This is a genomic window from Pedobacter sp. P26, from assembly GCF_050632135.1.
Classification (GTDB): Bacteria; Bacteroidota; Bacteroidia; order Sphingobacteriales; family Sphingobacteriaceae; genus Pedobacter.
This window is the reverse complement of record NZ_CP192574.1, coordinates 6065038-6080964: the sequence shown is the minus strand read 5'-3', so window position 1 is coordinate 6080964 and position 15927 is coordinate 6065038. Positions and strand designations below refer to the sequence as shown.

9 protein-coding genes and 1 pseudogene are annotated in these 15927 nt (G+C 38.9%); 6 read left to right on the top strand and 4 right to left on the bottom strand.

The features are described 5' to 3' along the window. Positions 1-56: 56 nt before the first annotated feature. A complete protein-coding gene (locus ACQ86H_RS28310) occupies positions 57-1826 on the top strand; it encodes a hypothetical protein (protein WP_431293236.1) in 1770 nt (589 codons plus the stop codon). A 62-nt stretch (positions 1827-1888) separates the two neighbouring features. After that, a complete protein-coding gene (locus ACQ86H_RS28305) occupies positions 1889-3787 on the top strand; it encodes an ATP-binding protein (protein WP_431293235.1) in 1899 nt (632 codons plus the stop codon). Positions 3788-3821: 34 nt separating this feature from the next. Here the strand turns inward: ACQ86H_RS28305 and ACQ86H_RS28300 are convergent, their stop codons facing one another. Continuing rightward, positions 3822-4724, bottom strand: coding sequence for a hypothetical protein (locus ACQ86H_RS28300; RefSeq protein ID WP_138819392.1), 903 nt, complete (start codon positions 4722-4724; stop codon positions 3822-3824). A gap of 206 nt (positions 4725-4930) precedes the next feature. Between ACQ86H_RS28300 and ACQ86H_RS28295 the strand changes: the two genes are divergently transcribed. After that, positions 4931-6472, top strand: coding sequence for a glycoside hydrolase family 10 protein (locus ACQ86H_RS28295; RefSeq protein ID WP_431293234.1), 1542 nt, complete (start codon positions 4931-4933; stop codon positions 6470-6472). An 80-nt stretch (positions 6473-6552) separates the two neighbouring features. On the opposite strand, the gene ACQ86H_RS28290 is transcribed toward ACQ86H_RS28295, so the two are convergent. The 3 genes and pseudogenes from ACQ86H_RS28290 to nagB form a co-directional block, all read right to left on the bottom strand. Then, positions 6553-7590 carry a LacI family DNA-binding transcriptional regulator gene (locus tag ACQ86H_RS28290; RefSeq protein WP_431293233.1) on the bottom strand — a complete coding sequence of 346 codons (1038 nt, stop codon included), beginning with the start codon at positions 7588-7590 and terminating at the stop codon, positions 6553-6555. 39 nt (positions 7591-7629) lie between these two features. Beyond that, entirely contained in the window at positions 7630-8790 is a 1161-nt protein-coding gene (locus tag ACQ86H_RS28285) for an acyltransferase family protein (protein ID WP_431293232.1), read from the bottom strand. Between the two features lie 617 nt (positions 8791-9407). Next, positions 9408-11332: pseudogene (gene nagB, locus ACQ86H_RS28280) on the bottom strand (glucosamine-6-phosphate deaminase). Positions 11333-11482: 150 nt separating this feature from the next. Between nagB and ACQ86H_RS28275 the strand changes: the two are divergent. The 3 genes from ACQ86H_RS28275 (at position 11483) to ACQ86H_RS28265 (ending at position 15922) form a co-directional block, all read left to right on the top strand. Further along, positions 11483-12679: an anhydro-N-acetylmuramic acid kinase gene (locus ACQ86H_RS28275; RefSeq protein WP_138819397.1), complete on the top strand. Its 1197-nt coding sequence runs from the start codon at positions 11483-11485 to the stop codon at positions 12677-12679. 106 nt (positions 12680-12785) lie between these two features. Beyond that, on the top strand, positions 12786-14060 hold the full coding sequence (locus ACQ86H_RS28270; RefSeq protein ID WP_431293231.1) for a carboxypeptidase-like regulatory domain-containing protein: 1275 nt from the start codon (positions 12786-12788) through the stop codon (positions 14058-14060). Further along, complete coding sequence (locus tag ACQ86H_RS28265) at positions 14057-15922, top strand: TonB-dependent receptor domain-containing protein (RefSeq protein WP_431293230.1); 1866 nt, start codon at positions 14057-14059, stop codon at positions 15920-15922. The genes ACQ86H_RS28270 and ACQ86H_RS28265 overlap by 4 nt, the downstream gene beginning before the upstream one ends. The last annotated feature ends 5 nt before the right edge of the window (positions 15923-15927 follow it).

Below are 15927 nucleotides of genomic sequence, written 5' to 3'. Positions count from 1 at the left end.
AAACTCAACTGTTTATGGCGTTGTTTTTTATCAATATTTAATATCTTTATCCGTAGATGAAAATGAGCTTTGGTGTAAAAATAAGATTTCTATTGCTTGTTTTGGGCTGTTGCCTCATTGCGACTTCTATTTCGCTAAGCAGGTTTACCACCAGGGGTGAACTGTTAGAGCACGATGCAGAAGAAATTCAGCAGAAAATTTTACTCAAGGAAAAAGCCGTTCAAACATTTCTGGCCAATAAGCAGGAAGTAGCCAAAGCCAAACAATTTCATCTGAATCCTAAAAATGCGATTGATTTTATTACATCTTATCGCGAGAATAATGGAATAAATCTGTTAACCTTTCAAAATAATCAGCTTAAGTTTTGGAGTACTTATAAGGTTTCTGAAATAGATCCAACTACCATAAAAGAAGGTAGTTCGGTACTGTTTTTTTACAACGGCTGGTACGAAGTAATTAAAAGTACCCAGGGCAATTTTTGTCTTGTTTTTCTAATCAATATTCAATCTCAATATACCTTTAAAGAAACAAAGTATTTTAAGAATGATATTGATCCTATTTTATCCAAAACAAAAATACTAACCTTTGCCTCTTTTACAGATAAGGACGTTTATGTAATAAAAAACCTCGAAAATAAATTTTTATTCGGGCTAAAAGTAAAACCTGGAGATGCAGACACCCATTATTCGGGTACACAATTATGGTTGTTTATCGCAGGTATGTTATGCATCTGCATGTTTTTTAACTCTTTAAGTTCGTTCATAGCCAGGCGTGGGCATATTGCTTGGGGTACTTTTTTGCTGTTGTTTTTCTTCTTAGCCTTCCGGTTAACAGATTTATATTACGGTTGGTTTAATCACAGGTTTTCCTTAGATCTATTTGATCCAAGAATATATGCAGATAATTTCCTGATGCCTTCGTTGGGCGATTTTCTGCTGAACGTAATCGCACTTACCTGGTTACTCTTGTTTATGTATAACCATAAGGAACAATATAAGTTTCCGGAATGGATTAAACGGAATAAAATAATTGGAATTGTTATTCAGGCCGGGTTAATGGTGTTGATTGGCCGAATTGTTTGGGATACCGACGATATTTTCTTCGGATTAATCTTTAACTCAAAAATTAATTTCGATATCGTTAATATCCTTAAACTCAGTGGAACCAGCTGGGTAGGGATTGTAATTTTATGTTTGGCCTGGTTTCAGATTTACCTGATAACTGTTGTCTCTGCAACAATAAGTAGTCAGTTAAATGTGAGCAATAAAGAGCGGGTCATTGTTTTCCTGATCGGCTTTGCCGGCGTTCTTATCTACAAGTTAGTGGTGGATTTTAATGCATTTTTTATCGTTTTCGCGCTAGTATTATTTATAGTTGCGAGGGCCGTTTATTTAAAAGAGAAAAACTTTTCGATAGGCATGTTTGCCATTGTGTTTTTTTGTCTGGCATTTAATACTTCTATTAAGTACACTAAGTATAAAGATATTAAAGAAAGAAGTTTGCGCGAGCCTTTGGCCAGAAAAGTGCAGTCGTCAGAAGACCCTAATGCAATTGTTGCTTTAGGTACTCTAGGCGATGAAATTGTTAAAGATAGTTTTCTGAAAAGCTATTTTAGTCAAAACCGGAAAGGTGGTTATGCGGTGCTCAAAAATCATATTAAAGATTACCTGGATGGCTATTTAAACCGATACGATTATCAGATTTATCCTTATGATAAAACTGGGACTGCAATAGAAAATTCTGATACACCGCCGATTAATAAGTATAAAAACCTGGTGGAAGCTGGCTCTGTTAAAATCGATGGTTCTAACTTTTTTATCAGGTAAACAATACATTTGGCTACCAGGATTACTTTGGGATCATTTCGGTTGTCAACAACGGCAGTTTATTGGGTACACTTGTTCTCGAACTCCGGTCGAAGCCATATAATTATAACAATCGGCTACCCGATCTCCTTGGAGATCAAAAATTGATCAAAGACGAAGATTTTAAAGGGTATTCTATCGCCTTGTACAGCAATAATAAATTGCTTAATCAGTCTGGAAATTATACCTATCCTTTAGATGGAAGCACGTTTAAAGGTAAAAAAGATGATTTTATAATCAGCAATGATGATGAACTTCATTACAGCCATTTAATTTATAAACCTACTGATAGCAAAATGGTTGTCATTAGCAAAGAAAAGGTAGACTATGTAGAACGTTTGGCCGCGCTGTCGTTTTTCTTTCTGATATTTATCATCTTCTCTTTGTTGCTTTATGGGTTAATATGGTTAATCAAAAACCTTGATGATGATAAAGTAGGCTGGTTCAGTATCAACAGATCTTTAATGATCAATGCCAATAAGATTTTGTATAAAACCAGAATCCAGGTATCTATTGTATTGGCGGTAGTGGCAACGCTGGTTATTGTAGGCTGGGGAACTTACTACTATATGAACAATGAGTACCGTGGACAGCAGGATGCGATATTAAAGGATAAAATAAGAAAGGTTCAGCAGAATTTTGAAAAGCAGGTTTTTAATAATGGCATTATTACAAACGATGAGAATGCTGCTGCAGATTTTAACAATTTTGCCGATATTAATAATGCCGATTTAAATCTATATGACCTGAGTGGCAACCTGATCATGACAACTTATCCCAAACTCTATAATTATAAAATTATCGGCAAAAAAATGGGGCCTAAAGCCTTCTTTTCTTTAAGTGGTTTACACCGTTCAGAATATATTAATCCCAAGGAAAACATTGGAAGTTTAATTTATGCTGCTGCGTACGCCCCCATCAGAAATGCGCAGAACAAAACAATCGCTTATATTGGTTTGCCAAATTATTCTAACGAAGAAGAGTATAGCGATAAACTTGCACTTTTTGTAAGTAACCTGATTAATCTTTACGCATTGGTATTTGTGGCTATTGGAGTATTGGCTGTATTCTTGGCCAATCAGATTACCAATCCCTTAACTTTTATTCAGGAAAGTATTAGTAAAACTAAAATAGGGCAAAAGAATGAACCTATTGTATGGCGCAGGCATGATGAGATCGGATCTTTAATTAAGGAATATAATCACATGATTTCTGCATTGGAAGATAGTGCAATCAAGCTGGCCAGATCGGAAAGGGAGAGTGCCTGGCGTGAGATGGCGAAACAAGTTGCTCACGAAATCAAGAATCCGCTAACGCCTTTAAAATTAGGTGTTCAGTTACTGGAGAAGTCGTGGAAGGAAAAGGATCCGAACTTCGAGCTGAAATTTAATAAGTTTAGCAAATCATTTATAGAACAGATTGATAGCCTTTCTAAAATCGCATCTGAATTTTCTAATTTTGCCAAAATGCCCGATACCAATCTAGAGCGGCTTTCTTTACTTCCGATTATTGAGCAGGCGAGAGAGGTGTTTAAAAGCACTGAAAACGTTACTATCGATGTGCTCAATAAAAGCGACAGGGACATCGAAATTATGGCAGACCACGATCAGCTTTTAAGGACGTTTAATAACCTGCTTAAAAACGCAATAGAAGCTATAGACGAAGAAACGTTATGCTGTATTACTATCATTATATATATAGATGCGACAAATGCATATATAGAAATAAAGGATAATGGAAAAGGAATACCACCGGCCCTGCAGGATAAAATATTTGTACCTAACTTCACTACAAAAACATCGGGTACAGGTTTAGGTTTGGCGTTTGTTAAGCAGGCTGTAGAAAATGCAGGCGGTTCAGTTAAGTTTACCTCTGTAAGTGGCTTAGGGACAACATTCTATCTGAACTTTCCTTTACCTTAAAATAAAAAATAAATATGGTTAATCAGATGGTGTATTATCTCAACTCCACTTGTGCCTTGCCCATAGTATTACCATCAGCATATAAAATTACGGTATATATGCCCTTTATAAATGGCTTTGGGTTTGCCCAGTCGATAACATAGGTGCTGTCATCGTTATTGTAGTCAATAAAAATAGAATGGCTGAACTGCATATCCTGCCCATCAGCCTCAAAATGGTTTTCCTCGTTAGCAAGCAGGTTTCCTGCAGGATCGAATACCCGAAGATAAATGTTATGATGTCCTTTTTCTGCTAAATGATTCGGCACAATGTTAAAGCGCACGCTTAATTTCTCTGCTGCAGACGATTTGCTCACTTCGACTTTCTTGCCACTTGATTTTGTTCTGAAAGCAATAATTTCGGCCGATTGAAGTTTTAATGCTGCGGCAGTTTTAACTTTCGCATTTAAATTCGAGTTTTCATTCTCCAGGTTAGATGCCTTATTGCTGATGTTTTTTAGGGTATTTTGTAAACTATCGCGACTGTTTTTTAGAAAAATATTGTCGTTCTGAAGCTGAATAATCTGATCATTGTAGTTTTTTACAAATGTTTTCAGCTCGCTAATTTGTGCATTTGCTTTGTCGATTTCGGCTTGGGTGATCTGGTTTTTTTCTAAAGCGGCTTTAAGTTCATCGATTTTTATGCGGGCAAGCTTCTGTTCTTCAACAAGCTTATCATTTAAATCTAGGTTCAATGCATTAACCTTATCCAGCTCAACCTCAATCTTTTCTACCTCAAGCCTTAGCTTATCCTTCTCTGTACTAACGGTAACAAATCTTTCACTTTGTTTTCGGTCTTTAAAAAACAAGTAAGCATTTGTGCCTATTAGAGCAGCAATAACGATGACCAGGAAGTAAATTTTGTTTCTATCACCCTTATTAATCTTTTGTGATTCCATTTTTAATAACGCTGTATCTTCTATAAATTAATATACTTTTGTTCTCCATAGGTAAGTGGGGGTACACAATTAATTTTAGCCGGGCGCAAATTAAATTTTTTTAAAAACTTATAAGAGTTTTTAAAAAAAATCGTTTACTTGCTAATGTTCATTTGTATTCAAATCAACACAGACACACAACCTGAATAAAAAATAAGACAGAAATAATGCTTAAAAACTTCCTATACGCACTTTTATCCTTAACTGTACTACCTTATATATTAAATGCACAACCTTTATCAAAAATTGCACCAAAAAGGGAGTTTAGAGGTGTTTGGGTGGCCACTGTTACCAATATAGACTGGCCATCGAAGCCTGGTTTAAGTATAGATCAACAAAAGCAGGAACTGATTGGTATCTTAGAAAGACATAAAAGCCAGGGAATGAATGCCATTATCTTGCAGGTTAGGCCTGCAGCCGATGCATTTTATGCAAAATCCAGAGAACCATGGAGTCAATGGTTGATGGGGAAACAGGGTTTGGCGCCAGCACCTGGGTATGATCCTTTGGCCTTTGCCATTAAAGAAGCCCATTTCAGGGGAATGGAGCTCCATGCCTGGTTTAATCCTTACAGAGCCAGTATGAGCAGCTCAACTGTATTAAGCGAAAACCATGCTTATCGTAAACATCCCGATTGGTTTTTTACCTATGGTGGTAAAAAACAGTTTGATCCGGGTATTCCCGATGTGAGAGAATATATTGTTCAGGTAATTTTAGATGTGGTAAAGGGTTATGATATTGATGGTATTCACTTCGATGATTATTTTTATCCTTATAAACTAGAAGGGCAAACGATTAACGATAGCAATACTTTTTACAAATACCCTAATAATTTTTCGGATATCAAAGATTGGAGGCGCAACAATGTCGACCTCCTCATCAAACAGCTTGATGATAGTATCCACCATTATAAAAAATGGGTAAAATTTGGGATCAGTCCGTTTGGGATCTGGAAAAATAAGTACGAAGATCCGGAAGGCTCTGCAACCAGTGGCCTATCCAATTATGCAGAACTTTTTGCCGATAGCCGTAAATGGGTTAGAGAAGGCTGGGTAGATTACATTAATCCTCAAATTTATTTTACGTTTACCAGAAGAGTTGCGCCTTATGGTGTTTTAGTTGATTGGTGGAGCAATAATAACTTTGACAGGCATGTTTACATTGGGCAGGGCGCTTACCTGGTAAATTCGAGGGCTGAAGCCGCCTGGAAAAACCTAAGCGAAATACCCAAACAGATTAGATACCTGAGAGATAATAACCGAATTCAGGGTAGCGTGTTTTTTAGTTCTAAATCATTAAGCACGGTCGCAAAGGCAGTTGGCGATTCGCTAAAGAACGACCTCTATAAATACCCTGCTCTGCCGCCGCAAATGCCATGGCTGGATGAGGTGCCGCCAAATGAGCCTCAGGCATTAACAGCTGATGCACTAAAAGATGGTGTACATTTAAAATGGCAGCTCCCGTTAAAGGCTAAAGATGGGGAAACGGCTTCAGGATTTGTAGTTTACCGATTTAACGAAGGCGAGAAAATTTCGGTACTTGATCCGAAGAACATTGTTAAAATAAGCTTTGAAGATTATCTTTCATTCATTGATACGAGTGTAGAAAGTGGAAAACGTTACAGCTATCTCGTAACGGCATTAGACCGGTTAAAAAATGAGAGTGAACCTAGTGGGCCGGTCGGCGTTGAAGTTCCTTTAGCGAAGTAATAATTGCGCTGGACTTACCGTCATTTCGGGCGGAGTGCAACGAAGTCGGGAAGTCTACCTGAGTAGACCTCTCCGTTTCCCTATGCTTCAGTCGAGATGACGACTTTCTTATTTGTCGATTCTCTTTCTACAACCGCCGGGTCGAGTACAATATGCTCCATATTGGTGTATGGGTTCTCCTGATTAATCATTTTCAGAAACATTTTAGCACATTCTTTTCCCATTTTTGAGGCATGCTGATCAATTGTAGATAGATTGGGCGTAATGTATGCGGAGAATGCTTCGTTGGCAAAACCAATTACCCCAACCTGAGGTGGTGTTTTGTCAATCTCTTTCAACTTTTTAATTACACCTAGCGCCGTAAAATCATCACCAGCAATAATAGCATCAGGTTTATTGCTGCTGCGCATTAACTTACCCGCACCAAACCGGCCGTCTTTAATGGATAAACCGCCAAAAATAATATGGTCTTCTATCAGAGGAAGGTTATGGTCTGCTAAGGCTGCTTTATAGCCTTCCAACCGATCGTTAAAAATTTTAATCTGGTGAACAGTAGTTACAAAAGCAATTTTTTGATAACCCTGATCGATCAGGTGTTTTGTAGCAATATAGCCTGCTTTAAAATCGTCAAGGGTTATGGTTGGCACTTTTAAATCTATATTTACACGGTCGAATAATATCAGGGGCTTATTCTGCTTAATAATTTCTCCAAAGTGCGAAATGTCTTTTGTTTCTAAAGACATTGAAGCCATAATACCATCTACCTGTGCTTCCAGTAAGGTTCTTACGCCATTAATTTCATTCTCAACAGATTCATTGGATTGGTAGATAATCACACGATAGCCACTGTCTTTCAGGCCATCTTCTATGCGATGGATAATAGATGCAAAGAAATGTGCCTGTACACTTGGCACAATTACACCAATGATATGGGTTTTGCCAGATTTTAATGCTGATGCGAGTTTATTTGGACTATAGTTTAGTTTTTTAGCCATTTCAACAACAGCCTTTCTGGTGGTATCGCTTATTGCCGGAAAGCCACTAAGTGCCCTGGAAACAGTAGATACTGTAATGTCGAGCGCCTCGGCTATATCATATATGGTAGTTTTCTTTTTCAATGGAGAAGAGAGGGACAAATCAATTATAGCATTTTTTTACTAAACCTTAATAATAATGTTTTTTTTATACATAAAATATAATAATACATAAAAACCCAATACATAGGTTATGGCCCAAACCAATGAAGCATTTATTGGGCTAAAAAATGGCGTATAACAGGTTTCGTAGAACCGAACCAATAACCCGGTTTTGGTGCCATCTGGTTTGGTTAGCTGGATCAGGTTTAATACCCTTGGCATTAATCCCGCCAGAAAGAAAACAGTAATGGCATTTGCACCATATACAACAAAGGGAGTGGTGAATTTTTTGTAGCCCTGAACGTCGATAATCCAGTAACAAAGTGCCAATCCAATGGAAGCCAGTCCACCTGCATATAACACGTAAGAGCTTGTCCATAAGGCTTTATTGATTGGGAACTGCAGGTCCCAAAGTAAGCCTAAAATAACTGCCGCAATACCGGTCGTAAATAACCAGGCCACTTTGGTTGGATTGTCTACATCTTTTCTACGCATCCAAACGCCAACCAGAATGCCAAATAAACAGGTACCTATCGCTGGTAATGTGCTTAAAATTCCCTCCGGGTCCCAGGTTTTTGATGATGCCCAGGTATGTGCTTCTGTTAAAATTCCGCGGTCTATCCAGGCTGCTAAATTGATTTCTTTTTCCAGATTAGGATACCCAACTCCAGGGACTGGTATAAAGGTCATTAATGCCCAGTAAGCGGCGAGTATTACAATTAATGTTTTAAAAATGGTTTTGTTGGAAACCTTGATAAAAATGATGCTGCTAATGATGAAAACAATGCCTATCCGTTGCAAAACGCCCAATAATCTAACGGTTTGAAAGGCTTCCCAGAGGGATCTGTTATCCATTATTCCACTGATGATCTTTCCGAATATCGCGAGGAAGAAACCAAGTAAATAAAGTATAATACCACGTTTAATGGCTTTAATAATTGTTTTTTGATGTGTAGATGGATCTGCTTTACTACTGCTCATGGCAAAGGCAATAGAAACGCCAACAATCCATAAAAAGAATGGGAAAATCAAATCAGTGGGGGTACAGCCGTTCCATTCTGCATGCTCTAAAGGCGCATAAATGTGCCCCCAACTGCCCGGATTATTCACCAAGATCATCGAGGCTACGGTTAATCCTCTAAAAAAATCCAGAGATAGCAATCGTTGTTTAGGTTCGGGCATGATGAGCTTATTTGGGTTCAGCAAACTAATTTAGAGTATTGTTTTTAGAATGAGAAATAAATAAGATTTGGCGGGATAATGATTTGTCACCCTGAACAACGTGAAGGATCTTTTTTAGGTGTGTTTTATGTTGTTAGTGACCCCTTCTTTAACAGATGCTCCGTTGCGCTCAGCATGACAGTTTTGGGAATAGATATTTATTTTTGCCACGGAGGCTCGGAAACACGGAGCGATTTGATTAAGCCAGACTGTTTCACTGAAGAAAGTATTGATCACAATAGCAAAGCCTTATATTCAATAAACCTGACCGACAGCGTTATCCCGATTTAAGGTTAATTTGTTTTGTCGTTTTTTATCGGGATTAAGCAAAGGGCAGGACTATAGTGACCGAAGAACTGCAGACACTGCTTTCAAAAAAAAGAGATTTTGGATAATAAAACTTTGACTGGTTGTTTAGGGTGACGGCAACCGGTAGGGAGGTCTCTCCGGGAAGTTCACTGCGCTTCATTAGATGACTTGACTTTTTTAAAGATGTTTCGCTATGCTCAACATGAGAACTTAGAGGGACAAAAAAACCTGCTTTGCGCTAACAAAGCAGGATTAGTGTTTATTTTAAACTAGTCTTCAAACTTCCAGCGAACAAAAGCTTCCATCGCTTCGTATTCTGCAAGTCCAAGCTCATCATAAGCCTTTGCAGTATCACGGTTACGATCTTCAGCCCTTTGCCAGAACTCTCTTGAGTCATCGCCAGGGAAAACCGCTCTGTCTTTCTGACTCTGGTGTTTGAAAATTGCATATTTCTTGCGTTCAAGCTCTTGTGGAGAAATTGGAACCGCCATTTCTATTTCATAAGTTTCAAATTCATGCCATGCACCGCGGTACATCCATAACCAGCAATCTTGCGCCCAGGCTTCAGTTTTACGTAATCGTTCTAATGCTGCTAAAATAATTTTGAAACAAACAATGTGCGTTCCATGAGGGTCTTCAAAATCGCCGGCAGCATAAACCTGTTGAGGTTTAACTTGTTGCAATAGGGCTATTGTAAGTTCGATATCAGCATCAGTTACCGGGTTTTTCTGAACCTTACCGCTTTCGTAGAAAGGGAGTGCCTGAAAATGGATGTGGTCATCTTCTAAACCGCAATATCTTGCACCGGCAATAGCTTCGCCTTTTCTGATGAGTCCTTTAACCGTTTGGATCTCTGGTGTATCAATCTGGTTTGGTTTTTTATGCTCAATAAAGGTTCTCATCTTGTTATAAAGATCCTTTAGGTGCGTATTGTCCATGCCCATCTTCTCAGTGAAATCTACATTAAACTCCACAAAACGAAGTGCGTCATCATCCCATACCGCAGTATTACCCGAGGTTTGGTAAGCAACATGCACATCATGCCCCTGATCAACCAGCCGTAGAAAAGTACCGCCCATCGAGATCACATCATCATCCGGGTGAGGAGAAAAAATAATCACGCTCTTCTTAGCAGGCTCAGCTCTTTCCGGACGCTGAGAATCGTCCGCATTAGGTTTGCCACCCGGCCAGCCAGTTATAGTATGTTGTAATTTATTAAAGATATGGATGTTGATGTTATAAACTGGTCCTTTTTCAGTAGCCAGTTGGGCCATACCGTTATTATTGTAATCGTCTTCCGTTAATTTTAAGATCGGTTTTTTTAATGTGTTGGCCAGCCAGATTACTGCCTTGCGGATCAATGCATCTGTCCAAACGCAATCTTTAACCAGCCATGGGGTGTCAAAACGGGTCAGTTCTGAAGCCGCAGGTGCGTCAAGGATAAACTCTACATGGTCAGAAAGCTGAAGGTATGTTGCCGGAACCTCTCCTGAAATTTCGCCTTCAACAGCTTTTTTGATGATTGAAGCTTTTTTACGGCTCCAGGCCATTAATATAATTTCTCTTGCTTTGAAAATGGTACCAATACCCATGGTAATGGCTTTTGTTGGTACAAAGCTTTTTCCACCAAAATCGCGAGCCGCATCACGGCGTGTTAAATCATCTAAAGTTACTAAACGGGTACCGGAATTTGGCGCAGAGCCTGGCTCGTTAAACCCGATGTGACCTGTACGCCCAATTCCTAAAATCTGGATGTCAAGACCGCCGAGATCACCGATTTTCTTTTCGTATTCCAGGCAGAAAGCAGGAATATCCTCCAGTGCAAGCGTACCATCGGGGATGTGAACGTTTTTTTGTCAATATCGATATGATTGAAAAGGTTTTCGTTCATAAACGTAACATAACTTTGCGCTGCAGTTGGCGCCATTGGATAATATTCATCCAGGTTAAAAGTAATTACGTTTTTAAAACTTAATCCCTCTTCTTTATGCAGTCTAACCAGTTCGGCATAAACTGCAATTGGGGTAACACCTGTTGCTAAGCCCAGTACTGCAGGTGTGTTGTTTGCTTGTTTTGATTTAATGAGCTCGGCAATGCGATGTGCCACATTAATTGAAGCAATTTTTGGATTTTCGAACACGTTTACAGGTAATTTCTCGAAACGTGTCTCCTCCAGTAGATTTAATCTAGCCATTTTTTTTATATGGATTTTAATGTACGGAGCAGTAAATATAGAGAGTTATGCCCAATTTTTAACAAAGGTTATTTACATTTATTGCAAGTATTTACATAAAATCAGGTTAAGGGGCAAACAAACGTTTGATCTTTTAAGATAAAAATTAATATGAACACACATATCCAAAAGTTATACTCAAAAGCAGGCAAGTCAGAACGTTTAATTATCGGATTGATGAGTGGAACTTCTATGGATGGACTGGATATTGCCCTCTGTTCGGTTAAGAAAAGCGGTGCCGAAACAGATATCCGAGTTTTAAATTTTAAAACCGGCGATTATACAGATGATTTCAGAGCAAAAATAAAGGTCATATTTTCTAAAAAAGAAGTCGATTTACAATTGGTTTGCCTGATGAATGAGCACATTGCAAATATTCATGCTCAATTGATCAATGAAGCCATAAAAGAATGGGGGTATGAAAATGAGGACATTGATTTTATCGCCAGTCATGGACAAACCATTTTTCACGCACCAAAATCTTTGCACAAACTGGCCGATTATCCTAATGGCACACTACAGATTGGCGACGGCGATCATATTGCTGTTAAAACCGGAATTATTACCCTTTCTGATTTTAGGCAGAAACATTTGGCTGCGGGTGGAGAAGGCGCACCTCTGGCTGTATATGGAGATTATTTAATGTTTTCGAAGGCTGGTGAAGATCGGGTAATGTTGAATATTGGCGGTATAGCAAACTTCACATATTTGCCGGGTCGTATGGATGCCAGTGAAATTTTTTCAACGGATGTTGGGCCTGGTAACACATTGATGGATCAGTACATGCAACAACATTTTAATCAGTTCTATGATAAAAATGCCAGTGTCGCTTTGGCTGGTAAATTTAATCCAGATCTGTTATCTGCATTATTGAATTGCAGTTTTTTTGAGTTGGATTTTCCTAAAACCACAGGACCAGAACTATTTAACCTGGAATATTTAATAAAGGCACAAGAACAGTCTTCAACCACAAATCTGCGCAAAGAAGATGTAATGGCAACCTTATGCCATTTTTCAGCAGAAACGATTGCCAATGCAATAAAACGTTGTTTTGGGGATGATGCGTGTGTGCAGGTATTTATGAGTGGTGGCGGAATGCATAATCCGCTGCTTGTTCAGCTTCTTCAAACACAATTGCCTTTTTGCAAATTTCTAACCACTAAAGATTTAAATATTAATCCCGATGCAAAAGAGGCTGTTTTATTTGCTGTTTTGGCCAATGAGACCCTGTGTGGAGAACCAATTAATTTTGGCAGCCGGCAAGGTGTACCTTCAGTCTGCATGGGTAAAATCAGTTTACCTGCTTAAGTAGGCGCAATTTTGCAAATCAGTTTATACAGGTTAAAAAATTGGTTTATATGGTATTTTGCTAAATTTGTTTCAACACTAATCTTCTAACACAAAACCAAATTTTATGGAAAAAAGTTACCTAAAATGGTCACCAGGATTTTTCGCGATTTTGTTGATCCCATTTCTGCTGCTACTGTTTACAGAAATGGTTCAGGCACAGAATAAACGCTATACCATTAGTGGTAAAGTGACTGATGCTTCGAATAATGAACCTATCCCAGGCGTTGTTGTTAAAATTCTCAATACTAATTTAGCAACCAGTACCAATTCGAATGGCGGATATACCTTTGCAGTAGATTTGGCCCCCGGCAAATATCAGGTTCAGTTTTCTTACGTAGGCTACAAGAGTAAAGCACAGTCGATAGATCTTGCGTCAAGCAATCAGGTTCAGCTAAGTACTTCCCTAAGTGCAGATGCTGTTGGTTTAGACGAGGTAATTGTTACGGGAACTTCGCAGGGAACAACCAGAAAAGAACTGGGAAGTTATATAAGTACCGTTAAAGGTGATGATTTGAATAAAGCCCCAAGTGGTAACGTGCTTTCGTCTTTACAGGGAAAAACAGCTGGTGCTCAGATCAGCCAAAACTCTGGCGATCCTGCAGGGGGCTTGTCTGTTCGTTTAAGAGGCATTAGCTCTGTAAATTCATCATCAGAGCCGCTTTACATTATTGATGGTGTAATCGTGAACAATTCAACTACCAGAGTTACCAATACCTCAGCCAATTATGATGGCGGAAACTTTGTTGGAAGCATTGGGCAGAATAGGATGGTTGATATCAATCCGGCAGATATTGAGCGTATTGAAGTATTAAACGGAGCTGCAGCTGCAGCCATTTATGGCTCGAGGGCAAATTCCGGAGTAATTCAGATCTTTACTAAAAAAGGCGTAAGTGGTGCTGCTCAGGTTAATTTCAGCACAAGTTTAACATTGAGCCATTTGCGTAAACAGGTTGAGGTGAACGAATCTCCGGTAAGGTTTGGTACGCCTACTAACTTTCCTACGCAAGACGTAATCCAAACAGTTGGCGATCCGGCGGTTCTGCAAAAGGAAACCATCCCTACCAATCGTTATAATTACCAGGATTACATCTTTCAATCTGCTACAGGTACAGATAATACGGTTTCTGTTTCCGGTGGTAATGAAAATACAAAATACTATACTTCAGCAGCTTATTTCAGTAATCAGGGAATTATTAAAAATACCGATTTTACACGCTATAATTTCAGAGCAAACATCGATCAGAAAATCACTGAATGGGCAAAATTGAGTGCCGGCTTAAATTATATCCGCAGTTCGGCCAATGAAAAGCCAGATGGAAATTCGTTTTTTCGCCAATGAATTCTGTTACCATTATCGGGAACATTCATGATATTTTTGCCAGAGACGCTAATGGTAATTTAATGGCTGTTGGAGAACGTGGCAGGGTGAACCCTGTGTCGGTGATAGAAGACATTAAACAGCGTCAGGAAACCAACCGCATTATTGCCAATGCCAATTTGAAATTGTACCCTGTAAAAAATTTAACCTTAGATTTTACTTTAGGTGTTGATAATTCTGGTCAGAGTGGGTCAACCTACATTCCGCCATTTGCCTATAACGTAAATCCAGATTTTTATGGTGGTGGTGCGGCTTTAGATGGTACATTAAATGGCTACGCAAGTGCAGCAACTAACAATGCTTTTCAGTTTAACAATGAGTTTAATGCAACTTATCAGGCTAAATTATCAGAGCTGATTTCGTCAACCACTCAGGTTGGTTATTCGTTTCAATATGAAAAAACCAGATATCAGTTGGTAAATGGCAGAGGTTTAGCCCCATTAATCGAAACGGTAAATGCTGCTGCAACACAGCTTCCAAGTGTAGATGGAAGAACAGAATTGTCTGTAAGTGGAGGTTATATCCAGCAGAATTTTAAATATAAAGATCATTTATTTGTTACGGGTGCCTTAAGGGTCGATCAATCTTCAGTTTTTGGGGCTGATAACCGCACACAGGAATACTTGAAAGGAAGCTTAAGTTATGTGCTTTCCTCAGCTGATTATTGGAAAAGTTTTGATGTTTCTAATTGGTGGGATACATTTAAAATAAGAGCGGCTTATGGAGAATCAGGAAACTTGACCGGTATTGGTGCTTATGATAGGATCAATGCCTATTCTACACAATCGTTTTTGGGTAGAGCTTCGTTATTTTCGAGTGCGACTTTAGCTAACGAAAATGTTAAACCAGAACGCCAACGCGAATTGGAACTGGGAACAGATTTATCTTTCTTCAAAAACAGATTAGGTTTACAATTTAACTGGTATAATAAAAAAGTAAGCGATTTATTGATTGCCAGTGTGCAGGCACCTTCAACAGGATTTTCCAGCTTATTAGATAACATAGGCTCATTAAGGAACAAAGGGATTGAGCTTGTGTTGAATGGAACTCCGGTTGATGGGAAGGATTTTAAATGGAACACTTCAGTTGTTTTCAATAGGAATAGAAATACGGCACTTGATGTAGGTGGTTTAAGATTGTTTAGTACAAATCCAGGCGCTCCTGTAGCGATTATAAATGGTGAAGCCATTGGCGTGTTCTATGGAACCTTTTTTGCGCGTAATCCGGATGGAAGTCTGTTAACAAATGCAGCAGGAATTCCTCAGATAGAAAAGGGAATTCAAAATTCTGCCACTACGTTTACTCCACAACGCGATGCAAATGGTTTGCCTACCGGAACAACGCTTCGTAAAGTAATCGGTAATCCAAATCCTGATTATAACATGTCGTTTGTAAACGACTTTACCTATAAAAAACTGAATCTGCATGTACAGTTTGATGCGGTACAAGGCGGAAACGTTTGGAATGCCGATTGGAGAACCCGCCAGGGTGTTGGAAATGGTAAAGTAGCCGAACAAGAGCAACTTGGCGAGTTGCCCAGGGGATATGTTGCCGGAGTTTATGCGATTGAGGAGTGGAGGATTGATGATGGATCTTTTGTTAAGTTGCGAGAGATTTCGCTGAGCTATAATATAGGCAAGCTAAAATTCCTAAGAGACCTTACTGTAACGGTGAGCGGTAGAAACCTTATCTCATGGGACGACTATAAAGGTTACGATCCTGAGTTAAATTCTGGCGGGCAATCAACGATACTAAGAAATATAGATTTTGGTTCGGTGCCGATTCCACGAACCTTTAGTTTGGGTTTACAAGTTAAATTATAATCGTT

Coding starts and splice junctions, on each gene's coding strand:
- ACQ86H_RS28310 (WP_431293236.1), top strand. CDS start 57: ATGAAAATGAGCTTTGGTGTAAAAATAAGATTTCTATTGCTTGTTTTG.
- ACQ86H_RS28300 (WP_138819392.1), bottom strand. CDS start 4,724: ATGGAATCACAAAAGATTAATAAGGGTGATAGAAACAAAATTTACTTC.
- ACQ86H_RS28295 (WP_431293234.1), top strand. CDS start 4,931: ATGCTTAAAAACTTCCTATACGCACTTTTATCCTTAACTGTACTACCT.
- ACQ86H_RS28285 (WP_431293232.1), bottom strand. CDS start 8,790: ATGCCCGAACCTAAACAACGATTGCTATCTCTGGATTTTTTTAGAGGA.
- ACQ86H_RS28275 (WP_138819397.1), top strand. CDS start 11,483: ATGAACACACATATCCAAAAGTTATACTCAAAAGCAGGCAAGTCAGAA.
- ACQ86H_RS28270 (WP_431293231.1), top strand. CDS start 12,786: ATGGAAAAAAGTTACCTAAAATGGTCACCAGGATTTTTCGCGATTTTG.
- ACQ86H_RS28265 (WP_431293230.1), top strand. CDS start 14,057: ATGAATTCTGTTACCATTATCGGGAACATTCATGATATTTTTGCCAGA.